We start from the raw sequence: 20,699 nt of genomic DNA on the forward strand, positions 1-20,699 counted from the left end.
CGACGTTTCGCGTCGAAAACCTGATAGCATCCGGCGCATGCGCATGGTCTAGCTCAGATCATGCGCATGCTCATTTCCTTCGCCGCTTTGTTTTTATCTGTCATCTTGTTGCAGCTCAGCTCTGGCGGCGTGGGCCCGCTGGATGCGCTGTCCGGCTTGGCACTGGATTTTTCGACCCAACAAGTGGGGCTTTTGGGCTCCGCGCATTTCATCGGCTTTTTCATCGGCTGCTGGTGGGCGCCGCGCCTGATGGGCTCTGTCGGGCATAGCCGCGCTTTTGCGGCCTTCACCGCATCCGGCGCCATAGGGCTTTTGGCCCATATGCTGGTGATCGACCCCTATGCATGGGCGCTGATGCGCGTGGCCTCCGGCATTTGCGTGGCGGGCTGCTACACGGTGATCGAGGCTTGGCTGAACGCCAAAGTCACCAATGAAACGCGCGGCCGCGCGATGGGCACCTACCGTATTGTCGACATGGGCGCGTCGTTGGTGGCGCAGCTGATGATTGGCGTGTTGGAGCCCGCCTCTTACGTTTCCTACAACCTGCTGGCCCTGCTATGTTGCGCCTCGCTTCTTCCGTTGACGCTGACGACCATCAAGCAACCCGAAACGCCCACCGCCCCGCGTTTGCGCCCAAAACTTGCCTGGGCCAAATCGCCACTGGCCGTCGCGGGCGTGATGGTGGCGGGGTTGACCTCAGCCGCCTTCCGTATGGTCGGCCCAATCTATGGTCAGGAGGTCGGGCTTGGCGCGGAACAAATCGGGTATTTTCTGGCAGCCTTCGTGCTGGGCGGCGCGCTTGCACAATACCCCGCCGGCTGGGCTGCGGATAAATATGACCGACGCTGGGTGCTGATTTGGCTGTCGGTCGCGGCGATCATGTCCTGTGCTGTCACCATCTTGCTGGCCGGCGGCGGCACGGCCGCGGTAATGGTCGCTGCCATTCTCTTTGGCATCACGACCTTCCCGATCTTTTCGGTCTCCGCCGCGCATGCCCATGATTTCGCAAGCTCAGAAGAACGCGTAGAGCTATCCGCCGCCTTGATGTTTTTCTACGCCATTGGCGCGATTGCTTCGCCTCTGGTCGCCTCGGGCCTGATTGACGCATTCGGGCCACAAGCGCTGTTCTTGCTGATCTCCGCAGGCCATGCCGCGCTGATCCTGTTTGGCCTCAGCCGCATGAAAGTCCGTAAAACCGTCGACGCCAAAACACCGTACGTCTACACGCCGCGCACGTCGATCACGATTGGACGACTATTGAAACGACAGCGCGACAAGGAATAGCAGGTTTTGCGCCGCCTGCCGGCGGCGCGGTAGCAGGGGGCGATGCGCCTCACCCCCGGAATATTTTTGAAACAATGAAGATGTGGCCAGGCTTACTTGGCCAAGGCAAATGCACCATGTGGTTCCGGGCCAGATAGGACTGCCGATGGCCGCAGATGATGAAGCTGGCTTGGGCCCGTTGAGGCTAGGCGGCGGACCCAACTTCATTGTTTCAAAAATATTCCCGCCCGAGGCTCCGGCACTAGCACCTTGCGCGGCCTTGGTTTACAGGGGGAAACCTGAACAACGAAGGCGCGTCTTATGGCCCGTATCCTCATCACCTCCGCAATCCCCTATATCAACGGGATCAAGCATCTGGGCAATCTTGTCGGCTCTCAGCTTCCAGCCGATCTTTACGCCCGCTACTGCCGCGCGCGGGGCGACGAGGTGATGTTCATCTGCGCCACAGACGAGCATGGGACGCCTGCTGAGTTGGCTGCCAAAAAGGCAGGCAAACCAGTTGCCGAGTTCTGCGCCGAAATGCATGAGGTTCAAGCCCGCATCGGCGAAGGCTTTGGCCTGAGCTTTGATCATTTTGGCCGATCATCCTCAGATCAAAACCGCGCGCTCACCCAGCATTTCGCGGGCCGCTTGGCCGATGAAGGATTGATCGAGGAAGTGTCCGAGCAGCAGTTTTATTCCCATGCCGACGGGCGGTTTCTGCCGGATCGCTATATTGAGGGCACCTGCCCCAATTGCGGCTACGATAAAGCCCGCGGCGACCAATGCGAAAACTGCACCAAGCAGCTGGACCCGACCGATCTGATCGAGCCGCGCAGCGCTATTTCCGGCTCCACCGATCTGGAGGTGCGCGACACCAAGCATCTCTACCTCAAGCAAAGCCAGCTGAAGGACAAGCTGTCCGATTGGATCGACAGCAAAACCGTCAGAGACAAACCTTGGCCCGTGTTGACCACATCCATCGCCAAGAAATGGCTCCATGACGGCGACGGGTTGCAGGATCGCGGTATCACCCGCGATCTGGACTGGGGCGTGCCGGTCAAACGTGGCGACTCCGATTGGCCGGGCATGGAGGGCAAGGTCTTCTATGTCTGGTTCGACGCGCCCATCGAATATATCGCGGCCACCAAGGAATGGGCCGACAAGACCGGCGGAGATTGGGAGCGTTGGTGGCGCACTGACAAGGGCGCCGATGACGTGCGCTACGTGCAATTCATGGGCAAGGACAACGTGCCTTTCCATACGCTCAGCTTCCCGGCCACAATCATGGGCTCGAACGAGCCGTGGAAACTGGTCGACTACATCAAGTCGTTCAACTACCTCAACTATGATGGTGGGCAGTTCAGCACGTCGCAGGGGCGCGGCATCTTTCAGGATCAGGCGCTCGACATCTTGCCTGCCGATTACTGGCGTTGGTGGCTGCTGAGCCATGCGCCGGAGAATTCTGACAGCGAGTTTACCTGGGAAAATTTCCAGGCCGGGGTGAACAAGGACCTGGCCGATGTACTGGGCAATTTTGTGAGCCGTGTCACAAAATTCTGCCGCTCCAAATTCTCAGAGGCCGTGCCCGAAGGCGGCGAGTTCGGAGACTCTGAAACCACACTCATCGCTGATTTAACTCATAAAATCAGAGCTTACGAAGGCTTTATGGCCGATATGGAAGTCCGCAAAGCCGCGAATGAGCTGCGGGGCATCTGGACCGCCGGAAACGAATATTTGCAGGCGGAAGCGCCCTGGACCGTCTTCAAAACCAATCCCGATAAAGCCGCCGCGCAAATTCGCCTCGCTCTCAACCTAATCCGCGTCTACGCTGTACTGTCTGCGCCCTTCATCCCGGAGGCCGCCGCCAAGATGTTGTCTGGCATGAATACGCTCGACACCAGCTGGCCCGACGATGTCGAGGCCGCGCTAACCGCCTTGCCCGCAGGTCACGCCTTCACCGTGCCGGATGTTCTTTTTGCCAAAATCACAGACGAGCAGCGTGAGGATTGGGCGGCGCGATTCGCGGGCGAGAGAGGCTAAGCTGTTTCAATGTCGCCTATGCGGCACCAAACTACCCTTTCGTTGCGACTGTGCCAATGTCCGCTTCATTCATTTCCGCCCAACAACATCGACGATCAGAGATCGAAGTCGGGCGTTCGAGCGGAGTTAAGTACTCTTAAACTGGCAAAATATCTTTGCCTTTAATTCGGTCCAGTTTCTTTGTGAGATCAGCCTTAATCCGATGAAATCGGCTACTCGGAACCGGAACAGAGATCGCTGCGATCTCCTTGTTGGGGCCGATGACAGCAAAGCCCAACGCGCAGACCTCTTCCGAATGTTCACCGAGATCGCTCGCGATAGCGCCGTCCCGAATGCGGGACAGCTCCGCCATCAGTGCGTCGACATCTCCATCAGAACCGAGTTCCGCTGAAATCAGCGCGCGCGCCGAGGTTTCGCTCAACTGCGCAAGAGCTGCTTTCCCATTGGCCGTTGTCGTGAGCGGAAACTTGTCACCGATTGTTGAGACAGTTCGGAGCCGCTGGCTGCCTTCAATTTGATCGATGAACCGCATGTGCGGCCCCTCGAGCACCGCAAGATCCACCGTCTCGGATGTTGCCGCAGCGATCTGCTCCAAGAGCGGGCGAAAGTACTCGCGCAAATCAAAAGCAGGTGCATTTGCCAGCACCCGGATTTCATCACCGAGCCTGATTCCCCCATTGCCTCCATCGGATGCGGCAAGGCCTTCATGGATCAGCGCACTGACGATCCGCTGTACCGTAGAGCGGGGCAATTCGACTTTACGCGCGATCTGCCCAAGGCTTAGTCCGCCAGAGTTTGCCCCTAACACACGCAAGATGTCGGCGGCCCGCGAAATGACCTGAATGCCTTGTGTTTTATGGGTTTCCTGGACGTTCAATCTATTGGCCTCACTTCGCATATTTCGGTTCTGGCGTTGCGAATATCCTAAAGGTGCAAAAATTAGAAATCAATAGTTGACCGCAATACGGTACATATTGCACCATAATGCGAAACACTTGATTTGACGTCTTTGGGAGAGAACGATGACTGTAACAATCCGCGGAATTGATTTTCAGGACAATCTGAACAACGACATGGGGCTCGAGTTCGTGAACCTGAGCCATCGGTTTGGCTACCAGTGCCCAAACTGGCCTTATTTCAAAGACGTCGCGATCGAGCGGAAGCATTACATGGCGAAGTCTGGCGTCCTCAGCCAAACCATCACCACAACGATGCACGTCACCACGCATATCGACGCGCCCGCCCATGTTGTTCAGGGCACGCCGTTCATCGACGAAGTGCCGCTGCCGCATTTCTTCGGCTCCGGTCTTGTCGTGTCGATCCCCAAGAAGAAGTGGGAAAGCATCACGGGCGAGGATCTGGAAAAGGCCTGCGGTCATGCGATCCGCAAAGGCGATGTGTTGATCATCAACACCGGCTGGCACAAGCAATATGAAGATGGCGATTACTTTGCCTATTGCCCCGGCCTGGTGCCTTCTGCCGCCGATTGGATGGTGGAAAAGGGTGTGAAGGTTGTCGGCCACGACACGCAAGCCAATGACCACCCGCTTGCCACAGCCATCGGCCCGCAGCGCAACGGCCCGATTCTGCCTCACCTTGAGGAAGAGTATAAGGAATGGTCCGGCGGCAATGACTGGAAAGATGACTTCCCCGAATGGGAGCCGGTACACAACACCCTGTTTTCCAACGGCATTCTGGGCATCGAAAACGTAGGCGGCGATCTGGATGCCGTCACCGGTAAACGCGTCACCTTTGCGTTCTTCCCTTGGAACTGGGACCGCGGCGACGGCTGCATCATCCGCCTGGTTGCGATCACTGACAAACAGCAAGCCTACCGCATCGAAGCTGGAGAGGCTTTCTGATGCACCTCAAGCGATTTGCCGACGCTGAAACATATGACGCCCCTAACCATTGGGGCGTCACCGGGCTGCGGTTGCAAGGGTTTGAAGACGGCGGGCCGGAAAACCAATGGATCGGCTTTTCGCAATTCCTTCCCGGCGGCGGCGCTGGTCCTGACAGCACCCCGTTCGAGAAAGTCTATGTCGTTCTTGAAGGCGAAATGACCGTCGAGGTGGATGGCGCTGAAACCGTCCTTGGCCCGATGGACAGCTGCACCATCCCCCCGGGTGAGGTCCGCCGGATCGAGAACAAGACCAACCACATCTGCAAAATGCTCGTCGTGATCCCGTATCCCGGCGGTAAAAGACCGGAGTAGCCCCATGTCGCTCGACAACCCACTTTCCATGTTCGACGTGAAGGGCAAGGTTGCCCTGATCACCGGCGCGTCCGGGGCCTTTGGTGCGGTTGCCGCGCAATGTCTGTCGGGTGCTGGTTGCAAGGTCGTGCTGGCCGCAGGCAATGCCGCGGCCATGGCCGAAGTTGCTGCCAAATGCACCGGTGAGGTCCACCAGATCAACGCCCGCCCGGACAGCGAAGCCGCCTGCGCCGATATGGTGGCCGAGGCGGTCAAGGCCTTCGGGCGGGTCGACATTCTGGTCGTGGCCTCTGGCATGAACAAGGTGGCCAAGATCGAAGATATGGCGCCTGAGACTTTTGATGGGGTGATGGACGCCAATGTCACCCAAAGCTGGCTGATCGCGCGTGCGGTCACGGCGCAGATGAAGGCGCAAGGCGACGGCGGCAAGATCGTGTTCGTCTCCTCTGCCCGTGGTCTATTGGGCCACCCGGCAGGCTACACCGCCTATTGTGCGTCCAAGGCCGCCGTAGATGGTATGACCAAATCGTTGGGGTGCGAGCTGGGGCCAACGGGCATCACTGTGAACGCAATCGCGCCGACGGTGTTCCGCTCGCCCCTGACCGCGTGGATGTTTGAAGACACGGAGGAGGCGACCGCCGTGCGAAACGGCTTCCTCGCCCGCGTGCCCAAGGGGCGTTTGGGTGAGCCCGAAGACCTCGCCGGGCCGCTGCTGTTCTTATCCTCGGCGGCGTCGGATTTCTACACCGGGCACATTCTTTACGCCGATGGCGGCTACACCGCAGGATGACACACGCGGCACAACATATCGCCGTGATCGGCGCTGGGTTGATGGGGCATGGCATTGCCCTGACTTTCGCCCGTGCTGGGCACCCGGTCAGCGTGACCGACCCGGTCGCCGATATGCTGGCCACCTGTCCTGCACGCATTGCTGAAAGCCTGACGTTGCTTGGTGCTGATACGGATGAAGTCGAAGAGACCATAGGACGCGTGCGCCTTGCGAATGACGTGGCCGATGCTGTCAGCGACGCCAATATTGTCTTTGAAGCAGCCCCCGAAAAGCTCGAGCTGAAGCAACGGATTTTCGCGGATATCGAAGCCCACGCGCCAGAAGACGCGATCCTTGCATCGAACACATCCGTCATTCAAATCTCCAAAATCATGGGCGGTCTGTCTGGTCGCCACCGCGCACTAGGCACCCATTGGTGGAACCCGCCGCATATGATCCCGCTGGTGGAAGTGGTCAAAACCGAATGGACCGATCCCACGCTGGCGCAGCGCATGTTTGACCTGCTGGCCCAAGCGGGCAAGACCCCCGCGATGGTCGAAAAGGACGTCCCCGGCTTCATCGGCAACCGCTTGCAACATGCGCTGTGGCGCGAGGCGATTTCTCTGGTCGAGAATGGCATCTGCGACGCCGAAACGGTGGACAACGTGGTTAAGGCCAGCTTTGGCCGCAGGCTCGCGGTGCTTGGCCCTCTAGAAAACGCAGACCTTGTCGGGCTGGAACTGACCCAAGACATCCACACCCAGGTTCTGTTCGACCTAGACACCTCAGGCACCCCGTCCCCTTACCTACAAAAGATGCGCGATGCGGGTCGCAGCGGCATGGCCGCAGGCGCAGGTTTGCGCGACTGGAAACCGGGCGATCTGGAGGAGACGAAAGCCCGCGTTGCCGAACACCTCAAGAAACTGGAAGAAATTTTACCCGACTGACCATAGCTTTGGGAGGAGCAAAGATGAAAAAGACACCAAACAGACGCCACGTATTGGGTGGGCTCGCCGCAACTGTCGCAGCCCCCGCAATCCTGACATCCGGCCGCGCCTATGCACAGGCGCCGACGATCAAGGTGGGCCATGTCAGCCCACGGACCGGGCCGCTCGCAGGCTTTGCCGAAGCGGACGATTTCGTCCTCGAAGGCATCAAGGCGGCCCTGTCGGGCGGCGTGGAGAATAACGGTAAGTCCTACAATATCGAGATCATCTCGAAAGACAGCCAGTCCAACCCCAACCGCGCCGCCGAAGTCGCCGCTGACCTGATCTTGGGCGATGAGGTCGACATCATGGTCGCGGCCTCGACGCCCGACACGACAAACCCGGTTTCCGATCAGGCCGAGATCAATGAAGTGCCCTGCATCACCACAGATTGTCCGTGGCAGCCCTATTTCTTCGGACGCAACGGCAACCCGGCGCAAGGCTTTGATTTTACCTACCATTTCTTCTGGGGCCTTGAAGATGTCATCGGCAACTTCCTTGATCTTTGGGGCAGTTCCGGTGCCGCTAAGAACATCGGCGGGCTGTTCCCCAATGATGCGGACGGCAACGCTTGGGGCGATCCAGAGCTGGGCTTCCCCAAACCACTGTCTGAGGCGGGCTATACCCTGACTGATCCGGGCAGGTACCAGCCGCTCAACGATGATTTCAGCAACTACATCGCCGCTTTCAAAGACGCAGGCTGCGAGATCATCACCGGCAACATGATCCCACCGGATTTCGCGACCTTCTGGGCGCAAGCCGCGCAGCAGGATTTCCGCCCGAAGGTTGTGACCATCGGCAAGGCGCTTCTGTTCCCATCCGTTATCGAAAGCCTTGGTGATCGGGGCGATGGGCTGACCTCTGAGATTTGGTGGAGCCCGAACCACCCGTTCAACTCTTCCCTGACAGGGCAAAGCGCGGGTGATCTGGCGAACGGGTATACCGCCGCGACGGGGCGTCCTTGGACCCAACCCATTGGCTTCAAACATGCGCTGTTTGAGGTGGTGCGCGATGTCGTAGCGCGTGCCGCCGACCTGGATGACCCAATGGCAATTGTCGATGCGATCAAAGCGACCAACATGTCCACCATCGTGGGCGACGTGAACTTTGGCGCGGGCCCTGTGCCCAATGTCACCAAAACCCCGCTGGTCGCGGGCCAGTGGCAGAAAACCGGCGACGCGATGGAACTGGTCATCACCAACAACGCAGCCGCGCCCAACATCCCAGTGGGCGGCAAGCTGAAACTGCTGAGCTAAGGAAACCTGTCTTGTCCGCACTTCTGTCCATCAAAGACCTGCAAAAGTCGTTCGGCGCGGTGACCGTGGCCGACGCCAGCAGCTTTGACGTGGCCCAAGGGGAAGCCGTCGGCATTCTTGGGCCCAACGGTGCGGGCAAGACATCGCTTTTTAACCTGATCACCGGGGCGTTGCGCGCAGACAGCGGCACGATCCGGTTTGACGGGCGAGACATCACCAAATTGCCAGCCGCGGCGCGCTGCAAGATGGGCGTGGCGCGATCCTTCCAGATCCCGCAACCTTTTGTCGGCATGACGGTGTTTGGAAACGCCCTTGTCGGGGCCACCCAAGGGGCTGGTTTGCGCGGGCGCGAGGCTGAGGATCACGCGCTTAATGTACTGGAAGAAACGGGCCTTTTCGACAAAGCCAATATGCGTGCCGGATCGCTATCCTTGCTTGAACGCAAGCGGCTGGAACTGGCCCGCGCACTATCAGCCAAGCCCAAGCTGCTCTTGCTCGATGAAATCGCCGGCGGGCTGACCGACGCCGAATGCGGCGCCCTGATAGACACGATCAAACGCATCCACGCAAACGGTACCACGATCATTTGGATCGAACATGTCGTCCATGCCCTGATGGCCGTCGCCGAGCGGCTGATCGTCATCGACTTCGGGCGCAAGATTGCTGAAGGCGAGCCCAAAGCCATCATGAACAGCGCCGAAGTGAAAGAGATTTATCTGGGGATCGCCGCCGATGCCTGATCCCGTTTTGTCGCTGCGCAATCTGGATGCGCATTATGGCGATTTCCAAGCCCTGTTTGGCATCGATATGCAGATCGCCGCAGGCGAGGTCGTCGCCATCATCGGCGCGAATGGCGCGGGTAAGACGACTCTGTTGCGCTCCATCGCCGGGCTGTTGAAGAACGACGCGGCACAGGTGAGCTATCAAGGCGAGGCCATAGGCGCGTTGCGTGCGGACCAGGTCGCGGGCAAAGGCATCGCGCTGGTCCCCGAAGGCCGCCAGCTGTTCCCGTCGCTGTCGGTCGCCGAGAACCTGATGATCGGGGCGCAGACCGGGCGCGCAGGGCCGTGGTCGCTTGAAAAAGTCTATGCCCTGTTCCCGATCCTTGAGGAACGCAAAGACCAGGCCTCAACCACGTTATCCGGCGGCCAGCAGCAAATGGTGGCAATCGCGCGCGCGCTCATGGCGAACCCCGATCTGATCCTGTTTGATGAAATCAGCCTTGGCCTTGCCCCTGTCATCATCAAATCCATCTACGACGCGCTGCCCCAGGTCGTTGGCGACGGCATGACCGCCGTGATCGTGGAACAGGATATCAGCAAAGCGCTGTCCGTCTCATCGCGGGTCTATTGCCTGCAGGAAGGCCGTGTGTCGCTATCGGGTGCAACTGACAGCATTTCACGCGACGACATCACCCGCGCCTATTTCGGAGTAGAGGCCTAATGGATTGGATTTCTGCCATCGTGCAAGGCACGCTTCTGGGCGGGCTCTACGCGCTTTTCGCCGCCGGATTGTCGCTTATCTTTGGGGTGATGCGGCTGGTGAATATCGCCCATGGCGATCTGATCGTGCTGGCCGCGTATATGGGCCTGTCGACCACGGTCATGCTGGGCATTCATCCGTTTGTCGCCCTGTTGATCGTCATGCCCGCCATGGCGGGCATCGGCTACGTGCTGCAACGGGGCATCCTGAACCGCACGCTTGGCGATGATATCCTGCCGCCGCTGCTGGTGACGTTCGGCCTGTCGGTCATCCTACAAAACGCGCTGCTTGAGGCCTATTCCGCCGATCCGCAAAAGATGAACGCAGGCCTGATCGAAACCGCCAGCGTGCCCGTCGGTGGCCTGACGCTTGGCGTCTTGCCGCTGCTGACATTTGGCATTGCGGTCGCGGTCATCGCAGGGCTGCAATTCATATTCTACCGCACGGCGCTGGGCCGCGCCTTCCGCGCGACATCCGACAATTCGGACATCGCGCAGCTGATGGGCCTGAACAAGGCGCATGTGTTTGGCATGGCCATGGCGCTCGCCCTCGCGGTCACCGCAATCGCGGGCATCCTGCTTGGTGTGCGCACCAGCTTTGATCCATCCGTTGGCGGCGCACGGCTGATCTTTGGGTTTGAGGCCGTGATCATCGGCGGGCTCGGCAACCTGTGGGGCACGCTGGCGGGCGGTGTCATCCTTGGCGTTGCCCAAACCATCGGGGCCAAGATTGACCCCGGATGGCAATTGCTGGCCGGTCACATCGCGTTCCTCGTCGTGCTCGCCATCCGCCCGCAGGGCCTGTTTCCGAGGGTATCCCATTGAGCACGCGCATCGTCAGAACCAGCCGGTCGGCACAAGTGGCCATGTTGATCGCAGCCCTTGGCCTGATCGTGCTGGCCGCAGCCCCTTGGTGGGCAGGCCGGGCTGATCTGCGGCTCTTGGGGGAAATCTACCTCTACCTTTCACTCGCCATGCTGTGGAACCTCATGGCAGGCTACGCGGGCCTCGTATCCGTTGGGCAGCAAGCCTATGTGGGCTTCGGGGGCTATCTGCTCTTCGCCCTGACGATGTTTGCCGGATTGCACCCAATCGTCGCGATCCTCGCAGGCGGCATACTTGCCGCGCTTCTCTCTGTCCCCATCGCGGCCCTCATCTTCCGCCTCAAGGGTGCCTATTTCGCCATCGGTACATGGGTCATGGCGGAGGTCTTCCGCCTCAGCTTTGCGCAAGCCTCATCACTGGGGGGCGGCTCAGGGTCATCGCTGCCGGTGAATGTCGTCAAATCCTTGGCTGCGTCCCGTTCGGGGCGCGAGGCGCTCAGCTATTGGCTGGCCCTCGGCGCCGCCATCACCGTCATGGCCTGTGTCTACCTGTTCCTGCGCTCAAACCGTGGCCTGGCGCTAACAGCGATCCGCGACAGTGAAGTGGCCGCCGCTGGTCTGGGCATCAACATCTGGCGCACCAAGCTTGAGGTCTATGTCGTGACCTCCGCCTTCACGGCGATCATCGGCGGCCTGATCTTTCTGCAAAAACTGCGCATCTCACCGGATGCGGCGTTCTCGGTCAATGACTGGACGGCCTTCGTGATCTTCATCGTGGTGATCGGTGGGATCGGCACATTGGAAGGGCCGATCATCGGCACGATCCTGTTCTTCCTGCTGCGCGAAACGCTGGCCGACCTAGGCACCATCTATCTGATCGTGCTTGGGCTGGTCGCTATCGGGATCATGCTGAAAGCCCCAAAAGGCGTCTGGGGCCTGATCCGCAGCCGCTTTGATCTTGAACTCTTCCCTCTCAGCTACCGCGTGCGCACCGGCGACGCCGACAAAGGACACTAACCCAATGGCGAAACAACAGCGCACTATCATCACCTGCGCGGTCACCGGCGCGATCCACACGCCGACCATGTCGGACGCCCTGCCCTACACCTATGACGACATCGCGACCCAAGCGATTGAGGCCGCGGAGGCGGGCGCCTCTATCCTGCATCTGCACGCGCGGGACAATGAAACCGGAGCACCTTCAGTCAACCCGGATGATTTCAAACCATTCCTGGGGCGGATCAAACAGGCGACCGACGCGGTGGTGAACATCTCGACCGGCGGGTCGCTGACATTGTCGATCCAAGACCGGATCAACCCGGCGGCGACCTTCAGCGCAGAAATGTGCAGCATGAATATGGGGTCGATGAATTTCAGCTTTCATCCGCTCGCCAAACGTTACAGTGATGATGATTGGAAGTTCGACTGGGAAAAGGACTATGTCGCCAAGTCAGACGGCAACATCTTCCGCAACACCTTCCGCGACATCCGCGAAGCCGCCGAGACGCTGGCCCCCCATGACATCAAATTCGAACACGAATGTTATGACGTCGGGCACCTCTACAATCTGAAATTCTGTATGGATGCGGGTCTGTTCAAAGCCCCGGTGTTCATCCAGTTCGTGATGGGCATTCTGGGCGGGATCGGGGCGGATATCGACAATCTGGTCTTCATGAAAAAGACTGCCGACAAACTGTTCGGCGATGACTACCGCTGGTCAATCCTGGCTGCTGGCGCGTCACAAATCCCGATGGCCACGACCGCAAGCCAAATGGGCGGCCATGTACGCGTCGGGCTGGAAGACAGCCTGTTCATCGAGCGCGGCAAGCTGGCGGAAAGCAACGCCCAACAAGTGGCAAAAGTCCGGCGCATCGTCGAAGAGCTGGGATGTCAGGTCGCCACCCCCGACGAGGCCCGCGAGATACTAGACCTTAAGGGTGGAGACCGAGTGAATTTCTAGAGCACATGCGGCCACTGGTCGAAGTTTCAGGTCAGGCGTTTGTTTTAGAATTGTAGAAACGGCTGCTCGTTGTTTTTTGGGACACTGCATTTTAAGAAAGGTTCGGATAATGCTTCAAATTTCCGGCCGTTGCATTGAACGCGTCTGCGTTAAACGAGCATCTGTCGCCCCGAATGCTGACTTTAGGTTTTTCTCGGAAATTTGGTATGTATTGGCCCGAAGCAGGCATTCGCTTCCCCGTCAACCAGTGGCAATCCGGAAGCGCTGCAATTTTGCATTACACCGCTCCCGAACTCGCCAAAAATCAGGTCATCGACGCGATGCCGATCACGTTACCCTCACTGTCCTGGCACAGCGTTACAAAGCCGAATTCGCCGATGGAGAATTTGGGCCGGATCACCTGCCCGCCTGCTGCCTCAACACGCGCCTCTTGCACGGCGCAGTCCTCGGCGTTGAAATAGATCACGGTGCCGCCAGGACCCGGCTTGGCATAGGGCGATTTCGACAGCGCGCCGCCTGCGCCGTAGGCTGCCATATCGGCCGGGAAGCTCATCATTTGAAGCTCCCCGGTGGGATCGCCCATAGGCTCCAACTTGCAGCCCAAAACGGTTTCGTAAAAACCTGTGGCCCGGTCCAAATCATCCACGTAAATGTCAAACCATCCGATTGCGTTCATCTTTGTCATCTCTCTTGCTCCTGCATATTTGAGGTCATGAAGAGAGGTCTAAAGCGTCACCGCGCGCCGGTATTGTAGATTTCAGACATCGAATTTTTTCGCAAATTGACCGGGCGTGTAGCCGGTGGCGCGTTTGAAGGAATGGATGAAATGCGACTGATCCGCGTAGGAGAGCGAGGGTTCGCCCAACAGTGATTGTTGCAGCCGGATCACCTTCAAGAAGTCATGCGGGGTGAAGCCTGTGCTGCTTTTTAGGACCCGTTGCAATTGGCGCGGCGAAAGCTCGGCCACCTCAGCCATGTCGGCGACCGCGTAGATCTCCTCGATTTGGTCGAAGATTTTCTCGGTAACGGGATTTGGGGCAACCAATCCGCGATCCAGCAAGTCTTCGACATAGCTGATCAAAAGCTCTTGCTTTTGCGCAAATGTCTTTCCGATCAGATCACGGTTCCATGCGGCCAGCGGCAAGGCGCCCGTATAGGGCACGTCCACCTGCCCGTAAGAGACCGGCACATGCTGCGTTTGCCAGACACCCGGCAGGAAACGGACATTGGTGAAGTGAAAATTCCGCCCAAGGTTAAGCTCCTCTGAGGAGGCCTGCAGGCGCGTGACGCCCGCGACATCCGTCCTGTTTTGATCAAAAACCAAATAGGTGCAGGCATCCGGCAAGGCGTGAAACCGGTAGTCCTGCATCAGGTGCGTCACTGTGCGAAGGTCCAAAAAACCATGCACAACAGAACGCAGATGCGGCGGCGGGCTGGCCTGATCAAACTGGACGGCTTCGGTCGCGCGGTGCCTGCTATTGCCTTTTGGGTCATACATAATCTGGCTCAGCCCCGCGTCTCATTCGCGCAAAATCTAGCGCGAGCGTGCGTTAAGGGCAATCGAGCGTACGCCCTGCTCATGACCCGTTAACCCGCGGGCCCTAAAACCCGTCCCCGGTACCAGCGCGCCTTTTGCGCGCAGACAAACAGATGGATTGCGGCAGTTCGAACGGGCTGCTTTGCGATCACCGGTGACAGGCAAGCCGCTGGCGTTTCACATACGCTGGGGAACCGCGATCCTCCCTATGTCGATCAGGGTGGGCCCACCTCTTTTAACGTCCGAGACGCCGCGCCCCGCCCAACCGTTTCGTTGCGGCGGGCGCAGTGACATGCACGGCCACGTGACTTGACCGGCGCGCGCTTTGCGTCTTCTTTACTTATGTCATGAAAATGCTTGCCCTCGCCTTGATTTGCGCGCCCTCGCTGGCGCTTGCCGCCTGCCCGCCGATTCCGGACCGCTCCGCCCGCCAGACCGAGCTGATGGCGCAAATAAAGACCGCGCCAGATGAAGCCGAGGGGCGTAAGCTGTCCAACGCGCTTTGGGAAATCTGGACCACAGCGCCTGACGACACCGCGCAGGAAATGCTGACGCGCGGCATGTCGCGGCGCGGATCCTACGACTATCTCGGTGCTCTCAAGGATTTCAACGCGCTGATCGCCTACTGCCCCGCCTATGCCGAGGGCTACAACCAACGCGCTTTCGTCTATTTCCTGAACGCAGAATTCGACAAGGCGCTACGCGACCTTGAACACACGCTGACCATCACCCCTGACCATATCGGCGCTTTGTCAGGCCGTGCCCTGACCCTGTTCCAGCTTGCCCGCGAGCGAGATGGGCAAATCGCCCTGCGCGAAGCGCTTGCGCTCAACCCTTGGTTACCGGAACGCTTCCGCCTGCGTGACTTGCCGCCTGAAGGTGCGAGTGAAACGGAACTTTAACCAAAAACACGCGCCACCCCACGCCGCACCCATTGTTTTTGGAAACCGCAGCGGCTACGCAGATCGGTGACACTTCGTCATCGCGGGCGTGGTGGAATGGTAGACACACCAGACTTAAAATCTGTTGGGCGAATGCCCGTGGGGGTTCGAGTCCCCCCGCCCGCACCACAACAGACCTCAGGGTCTCACAACCCACCTGTCTTTCTGAAAGATGACGCCTTTTGTGCGGGACTTGCGCCGACGCAATTGGCAGTGCGGGATGCGTTGCGCAAAGCACTGTTTGAGCACCAGTCGCGGTGCTCTAGCTCAGCCTGCGTCGTCTCTTCAAATTCAAATACCAACGCAGTCGTTTTTAGTCCGACTGGCTATGTCGAACACGCGACAGAGTTGCGCATCACGATATGGGCTGGCAACGAAACGCTCGTAATTGGGGTGTCATTTTCGAGCTGATCAACAACCTGCTGAGCGACAATTTCACCCATCTTAGTCGCGGGCAGGTCGATGGTGGTCAGGCTGGGCTGAGAATCCTTCGACCAGTCCAAATTGTCAAACCCCATGATGGAAATGTCATCGGGAATGGTCATACCCATGCTTTGCAATTGGAACATGACGCCCAATGCCAACACGTCAGAAAGGCACAAAATGGCGCTGGGCCGCGGGGTCATTTCAAGAATGCGCTTGGCCGCGTCTCTGCCGCCTTCAACGCTTAGCGCCACCTCGACCATCTGAGCCATCGTCTGCCCTGCTGTGGCCATTTTGATCCCATCGCACCGGGCCACCGTGCGGTCGCTTTCATGTGTTGGGCCATGCGCGACCGCGATGTCGCGGTGACCTTGGCTGTGCAAATAGTTAATAGCAGACATTGCGAGCGCGGTGTTGTCATACCCGATTGTTGGGACGGCGCTTGCCTCATCAAAAATGGACGTCAGGACAACTGGCATTGCGCGGCGTGCCAGCAGGTCCATCAGGTCTTGGCTGTGATCTGCGCCTGTCAAAATGAAGGCTTCCGCGCCCATCGCTACGAGTTGTTCAGCGGCGGCCAGCTCCTGCGTCTGATCAGCGTTCGAGATGGCCAGAACCAAAGTGTAGCCGTGGCGTGCGAGGGTTTGTTCGACGGCCGTGATGTATTTCGCGTAGACCGAGTGTTCGATCGTCGGGATGATCGCTGCCACGGTTTTCGACTTGCGCATGGACAGGGCTCGCGCGGCAGGGTTGGGAACGTAGTTCAGCTGCTTCGCGGCCTCCAAAACCTTGGCCCGCATCTCCGGATTGACCTTGGGATTCCCGTTCATCACCCGCGAAACAGTGGCGGTCGACAGGCCTGTCGCACGCGCCACGTCTCTTATTTTTCCAACCTTGTCCGACATTTAATATCCAGTATCGGGTTCCGTGCGCTATTTCTCTTGACACAAATTAAGTTCAGGTCGTTAAGTTACTTGTCTCCTAAACGCCAGTACATCTGCCAACGGGGATAGAAAACGACCCTTTGAGTAACCGGTTACTTTGCATTGAAAGAGACACAGATTATGCGCCTGACACAGCCCTCTTTCGGCGACCTACGCCCCAGACTGCGCGGACTTGGCGTGCCCAATATTCATGTGGAAGATGTCCTGTGCGGTGAGGCCGTCAGACTGGATATCTGCGCCGGGTCGACGCTGTCGGTGACCAACGTGGATGGCGGTGCGACCGCAGTGCTGACAGTGCTTTTGCCGGACGAAAAGAAATTCTCCGCCACGCCCACAGGTGCCGCGCCTGCCGATCAGATCGCACTGCCGCTTGAGACTTTTGATAACCGACAGATGGCGGCATTGGCCGACACACGCGGGGCGTCATTGACCGACGGCACCGGCATCGAGCTGTTTGACGCGGCGTCCGAGCCCGGCGCGCTTTATGTTACCAAGTTCGACCTTGATTGCGCGGTTTTCATCATCGCCCCTGTTGCCCGCAGCTTTGTTGAGGCAGGGGGTGGCAGTCATTTTGCGGTGCGCGTTCAGCCGCCCGCGACGGGATCCGAGGATTTTGCCCTACCGCGACCATTGGGCAAGATCGTAGACGAATGGCGCATAACACGCGGGACGGCCAAAGCATATGAAGTCAAGACGGGCCAATTCGTGCAGGTGATCGACGTGGAGGGGCAGCAATGCTCTGACTTCATGGCGATGCGCGCCTCCGCGTTGGATGCGGGTATCGAGCGGTACATTGACTCGACCGTATCGCGCACGATGGCGCGTGCGGCTTACCCGTTGCCGGGCTTGCATGACAAATTTTTCGATCAGGACATCCGCCCGCTTTTGGCAGTGCGGCAGGACACGGTCGGGCGGCATGACACATTTGCGCTAGCCTGCACCGCGCGCGGCTATGAGGAACGGGGCTTTCCCGGGCACCTGAATTGTTCCGACAATATTTCAGGGGCTTTCGCGCCCTACAGCATCGCGCCCCGCGCGGCTTGGCCTGCGGTTAATTTCTTTTTCAATTCATGGGTGGACCCGACGCACGGGCACCTCGGCTCTGACGAGGCTTGGTCCCGGCCCGGCGATTACGTCGCCATGGAGGCGTTGACCGACCTGGTCTGCGTCTCGACCGCTTGCCCCGATGATGTCGACGCGATCAACGGCTGGAACCCCACTGATGTTCACATTCGAATTTATGAAGAGGATAGTTCGATCACCCATTCTGTTTCATGGCGGGCGCAGCCAGAGGATGGCGCGAAGATGACGCGGCATTCCGCCTTTCACCCGCGCACGTCCAAACTGACCAGTCATTTCACCGTAGCGCGGGACTTGTGGAGCCCCAGCCATTTCGACGCCACTGGCGCCGTCGAGGAATACTGGGCCTGCAAGAACGCGGCCACGCTGCAAGATATGTCGGGCCTGCGCAAATATGACGTGATCGGCCCCGATGCCGCCGCGCTTTTGCAGCACTGCCTGACCCGCAATGTCGAAAAGTTGGCACAGCATCGCGGGTTCTACGCGTTGATGTGCGATGAACGGGGCAGCGTGCTGGATGACGGCACCTTGTTCTGTATCGAGCCGACGACCTATCGCTGGTGCTGCGGGTCAGACAATTCTGCGCTGCATTTGCGGGAAGTGGCGGCAGAGCTGGGGCTGAACGTGCATATACGCTCGCTGGGGCACCGGATGGTGAACCTTGCGCTGCAAGGCCCCAAATCGCGCGACATCCTCAGTAAAATCGTGTTCACCCAGCCGGGCCGCCCGGCGTTGGAGAATATCAAATGGTTTGGCTTCACGGTGGCGCGGCTACATGACCGCGACGGGCCCGTCTTCATGCTGTGCCGCACCGGTTTTACCGGCGAGCTGGGCTATGAGATTTTCTGCGACCGCGATGATGCGACCGAAATCTGGGACGGCGTGATGGCCGCTGGCGCGCCCGACGGTTTGGTGCCGATGGGCGGTGCTGCGCTGGACATGGTCAGACTTGAGGCCGGGCTGATGATCGCAGGGGCCGAATTCGGGCCAGATGTTGATGCAATGGAATCCGGGTTGGGCTTTGCGGTTGATTTCAAGAAGCACGATTTCATTGGCCGCGCAGCCCTTGAGCGCAACAAAGCCGCCGCGCGTCGCCGCCTTGTCGGGCTTGCATTCAGCGGCAAAGAGGCCCCTGCCCATGGCGATCCGATCTTCGTCGGGCGTGAGCAAGTCGGCGTGATCACCAGCGCTACTTATTCTCATCAACTGGGGCACGCCATTGCCATGGCGCGGGTCGCGATTGAAAACAGCGAAGCAGGCGCGATACTCGAAGTCGGAAAGTTGGACGGGCACATGAAACGCCTGCCCGGAACCGTCTGCGCCCTGCCCTTCCTGGACCCAAAGCGGGAGAAAGCGCGGGCATAAATACCACCCGTCAAGGTGAGCCAGTTTAATCTGGATGACTGGCCATGCTGGCATAACGGCTACGCTATGTTTGTATTTTTGTGAACCAAAGCAGCGCTGACATGAGCAATGCCGCAGAGGCACCGCTGGCGATGGTGCGCACCGTGTTCCAGAAGGTCCAACGCGGCAGGTAGACCTCTGTCCAATAGGTTTGGGTAGCGTCTGACGTGATGTCCATCCCCGCAAGCGCCTCGTTCATGGGGACGTTGAAGCAGACCGTGACGCCAAAGCAGCCGATGACATAGATCAGCCCTGCAAGCATCATGAGCTGACCCGGCCCGCCGCCTATGGCGATACCGCCATAGCCCGCAATCAGTAGGGAGAGCGGCGCGAGGCCGATGAACATGGCCATGAAGACCGTGCGGAAGACCTGCTTGTTGATGACCTGCATCGCATCGATGCCGCCGACGGCGCTGGTATTAGCCAACGAACGCATGATGAAATCCGAAAAGGCCAGAAACACGCCGCTGACAAGTGCATAGGCCATGATGGCGAGCATAAGAAGAAACAGAGCGATCAGTGACATTGGGGGTTTCCTTTCCTTGAAGCCGCCGGGAAAAAAGCCGCGAGGCAAAGGGTTGCAATAACAGGTTCGACGATCAAGTTGGGGTCCGCGCCCAACTTGACTTTTTGAAGGTGAGCTAAGATCATACTTGGCTCCTTTGAGTGTAAAATTTCAGGGAGATTTGATCAGGCGGCGGTTGCCCATGCGCCGGATGCGGCTGCCGCTTTGGCGTAATCGGCAAAGTCGCGGGGTGAGCGGCCCAGAGCCCGTTGAACCCCGTCGCATAGATTGGCGTTGCGCCCATCAAGGGTTTCGCGGGCGATGGCCGTGAAGACGTCAGCGACGAAGTCTCCGCCCGCGCTTGCTACGTTTGCGTGGAAGTCATCGAAACTGATCGGGACGTGCTGGACGGGCCGACCGGTCGCTTCCGCCAATGTGACGGCCATCTCAGCGAAGCTCATCAATCGCGGTCCGGTGACTTCGTAAAGCTCGCCGACATGGCCATCTTCAGTAAGCGCCGCCACAGCCACGTCGGCTATGTCGTCAATATCGATGATCGGCTCACGGACACTGCCGCCGGGCATGGGCAAGACACCTGCAAGAATGGGATCGCGCAGATAGCCTTCGCTGAAGTTTTGCGCAAACCAAGCGGACCGGATCAGGGTAAAATTGAGCCCCGACTTGCGAACCGCCTCTTCACCAAAACGGGCGTGGTGTTCGCCGCGGCCAGACAGCAATACGATGTGTTTCAGGCCGGTTGCCTTCGCCGTTTCGCAAAAAGCGGCGACTTTTTCGACCGCGCCCGGGAAGGCAAGATCCGGGAAATAGGTGACGTAGGCTTTCTCGACGCCGTCAAGCACAGGCGCCCATGTATTTGGATCCTCCCAGTCAAACGGGATGGTGGCGCTGCGCGTGCCAAGACGAACGGGCAAGCCGCGTGATTTGAGGCGATTGGCGACCCGCGCGCCAGTTTTGCCGGTCGCACCGACGACAAGAATTGGGTGATCAGTCATAGCAAGAATCTCCGTTTCGTGGGCCGATGGCCCGGTCTGGTCTGAATTTTTTTGG

The 20,699-nt window shown here is 59.0% G+C and carries 20 protein-coding genes and 1 tRNA gene; 15 read left to right on the plus strand and 6 right to left on the minus strand.

What is annotated here, in order from left to right; all coding sequences use genetic code 11:
* The first annotated feature begins 60 nt into the window (after positions 1-60).
* A complete protein-coding gene (locus tag ACZ1G7_RS06985; protein WP_472663095.1) occupies positions 61-1,284 on the plus strand; it encodes an MFS transporter in 1,224 nt (407 codons plus the stop codon).
* 300 nt (positions 1,285-1,584) lie between these two features.
* The gene (gene metG, locus ACZ1G7_RS06990) at positions 1,585-3,306 is read left to right on the plus strand and encodes a methionine--tRNA ligase (protein ID WP_472663096.1); all 1,722 of its coding nucleotides are present in this window, start codon (positions 1,585-1,587) and stop codon (positions 3,304-3,306) included.
* 136 nt (positions 3,307-3,442) lie between these two features.
* Here the strand turns inward: metG and ACZ1G7_RS06995 are convergent, their stop codons facing one another.
* Positions 3,443-4,183 (minus strand): IclR family transcriptional regulator, encoded by a 741-nt coding sequence (locus ACZ1G7_RS06995; protein ID WP_472663097.1) that lies wholly within the window; start codon positions 4,181-4,183, stop codon positions 3,443-3,445.
* Positions 4,184-4,328: 145 nt separating this feature from the next.
* Between ACZ1G7_RS06995 and ACZ1G7_RS07000 the strand changes: the two genes are divergently transcribed.
* Genes ACZ1G7_RS07000 through kce form a run of 10 tightly spaced genes read left to right on the plus strand, consistent with a single transcriptional unit; the run spans position 4,329 to position 12,797 of the window.
* Positions 4,329-5,168, plus strand: a complete 840-nt coding sequence (locus ACZ1G7_RS07000; RefSeq protein WP_472663098.1) for a cyclase family protein — start codon at positions 4,329-4,331, stop codon at positions 5,166-5,168.
* Positions 5,168-5,521 (plus strand): cupin domain-containing protein, encoded by a 354-nt coding sequence (locus tag ACZ1G7_RS07005; protein ID WP_472663099.1) that lies wholly within the window; start codon positions 5,168-5,170, stop codon positions 5,519-5,521. Before ACZ1G7_RS07000 ends, ACZ1G7_RS07005 begins: the two co-directional genes overlap by 1 nt.
* Before the next feature lie 4 nt (positions 5,522-5,525).
* Positions 5,526-6,311: an SDR family NAD(P)-dependent oxidoreductase gene (locus ACZ1G7_RS07010; protein ID WP_472663100.1), complete on the plus strand. Its 786-nt coding sequence runs from the start codon at positions 5,526-5,528 to the stop codon at positions 6,309-6,311.
* Positions 6,308-7,237, plus strand: a complete 930-nt coding sequence (locus tag ACZ1G7_RS07015; protein WP_472663101.1) for a 3-hydroxyacyl-CoA dehydrogenase family protein — start codon at positions 6,308-6,310, stop codon at positions 7,235-7,237. Before ACZ1G7_RS07010 ends, ACZ1G7_RS07015 begins: the two co-directional genes overlap by 4 nt.
* Positions 7,238-7,260: 23 nt before the next feature.
* Positions 7,261-8,532: an ABC transporter substrate-binding protein gene (locus ACZ1G7_RS07020; protein WP_472663102.1), complete on the plus strand. Its 1,272-nt coding sequence runs from the start codon at positions 7,261-7,263 to the stop codon at positions 8,530-8,532.
* Between the two features lie 11 nt (positions 8,533-8,543).
* Positions 8,544-9,272: an ABC transporter ATP-binding protein gene (locus ACZ1G7_RS07025; protein ID WP_472663103.1), complete on the plus strand. Its 729-nt coding sequence runs from the start codon at positions 8,544-8,546 to the stop codon at positions 9,270-9,272.
* Positions 9,265-9,975 carry an ABC transporter ATP-binding protein gene (locus tag ACZ1G7_RS07030; protein WP_472663104.1) on the plus strand — a complete coding sequence of 237 codons (711 nt, stop codon included), beginning with the start codon at positions 9,265-9,267 and terminating at the stop codon, positions 9,973-9,975. Before ACZ1G7_RS07025 ends, ACZ1G7_RS07030 begins: the two co-directional genes overlap by 8 nt.
* Positions 9,975-10,838 (plus strand): branched-chain amino acid ABC transporter permease, encoded by an 864-nt coding sequence (locus tag ACZ1G7_RS07035; protein WP_472663105.1) that lies wholly within the window; start codon positions 9,975-9,977, stop codon positions 10,836-10,838. The genes ACZ1G7_RS07030 and ACZ1G7_RS07035 overlap by 1 nt, the downstream gene beginning before the upstream one ends.
* Positions 10,835-11,854, plus strand: a complete 1,020-nt coding sequence (locus ACZ1G7_RS07040) for a branched-chain amino acid ABC transporter permease (RefSeq protein ID WP_472663106.1) — start codon at positions 10,835-10,837, stop codon at positions 11,852-11,854. The genes ACZ1G7_RS07035 and ACZ1G7_RS07040 overlap by 4 nt, the downstream gene beginning before the upstream one ends.
* A 4-nt stretch (positions 11,855-11,858) precedes the next feature.
* Positions 11,859-12,797, plus strand: coding sequence for a 3,5-dioxohexanoate:acetyl-CoA acetone transferase (kce, locus tag ACZ1G7_RS07045; RefSeq protein WP_472663107.1), 939 nt, complete (start codon positions 11,859-11,861; stop codon positions 12,795-12,797).
* 304 nt (positions 12,798-13,101) lie between these two features.
* Here kce and ACZ1G7_RS07050 read toward each other — a convergent pair whose 3' ends face one another.
* Complete coding sequence (locus ACZ1G7_RS07050; protein ID WP_472663108.1) at positions 13,102-13,482, minus strand: VOC family protein; 381 nt, start codon at positions 13,480-13,482, stop codon at positions 13,102-13,104.
* A gap of 72 nt (positions 13,483-13,554) precedes the next feature.
* Positions 13,555-14,295 (minus strand): helix-turn-helix domain-containing protein, encoded by a 741-nt coding sequence (locus tag ACZ1G7_RS07055; protein ID WP_472663109.1) that lies wholly within the window; start codon positions 14,293-14,295, stop codon positions 13,555-13,557.
* Positions 14,296-14,687: 392 nt separating this feature from the next.
* Between ACZ1G7_RS07055 and ACZ1G7_RS07060 the strand changes: the two genes are divergently transcribed.
* Positions 14,688-15,236: a tetratricopeptide repeat protein gene (locus tag ACZ1G7_RS07060; protein ID WP_472663110.1), complete on the plus strand. Its 549-nt coding sequence runs from the start codon at positions 14,688-14,690 to the stop codon at positions 15,234-15,236.
* Between the two features lie 82 nt (positions 15,237-15,318).
* Positions 15,319-15,404, plus strand: a tRNA-Leu gene (locus tag ACZ1G7_RS07065).
* Between the two features lie 197 nt (positions 15,405-15,601).
* Here ACZ1G7_RS07065 and ACZ1G7_RS07070 read toward each other — a convergent pair.
* Positions 15,602-16,603 (minus strand): LacI family DNA-binding transcriptional regulator, encoded by a 1,002-nt coding sequence (locus ACZ1G7_RS07070; RefSeq protein ID WP_472663111.1) that lies wholly within the window; start codon positions 16,601-16,603, stop codon positions 15,602-15,604.
* Positions 16,604-16,762: 159 nt separating this feature from the next.
* Between ACZ1G7_RS07070 and ACZ1G7_RS07075 the strand changes: the two genes are divergently transcribed.
* Positions 16,763-19,087, plus strand: coding sequence for a DUF1989 domain-containing protein (locus tag ACZ1G7_RS07075; RefSeq protein WP_472663112.1), 2,325 nt, complete (start codon positions 16,763-16,765; stop codon positions 19,085-19,087).
* Positions 19,088-19,151: 64 nt separating this feature from the next.
* On the opposite strand, the gene ACZ1G7_RS07080 is transcribed toward ACZ1G7_RS07075, so the two are convergent.
* The gene (locus ACZ1G7_RS07080; protein WP_472663113.1) at positions 19,152-19,652 is read right to left on the minus strand and encodes an anthrone oxygenase family protein; all 501 of its coding nucleotides are present in this window, start codon (positions 19,650-19,652) and stop codon (positions 19,152-19,154) included.
* Positions 19,653-19,816: 164 nt separating this feature from the next.
* Entirely contained in the window at positions 19,817-20,644 is an 828-nt protein-coding gene (locus tag ACZ1G7_RS07085; protein ID WP_472663114.1) for an NAD(P)H-binding protein, read from the minus strand.
* Between the last annotated feature and the right edge of the window lie 55 nt (positions 20,645-20,699).

The organism is Litoreibacter sp. JB4-2 (genome assembly GCF_055693445.1).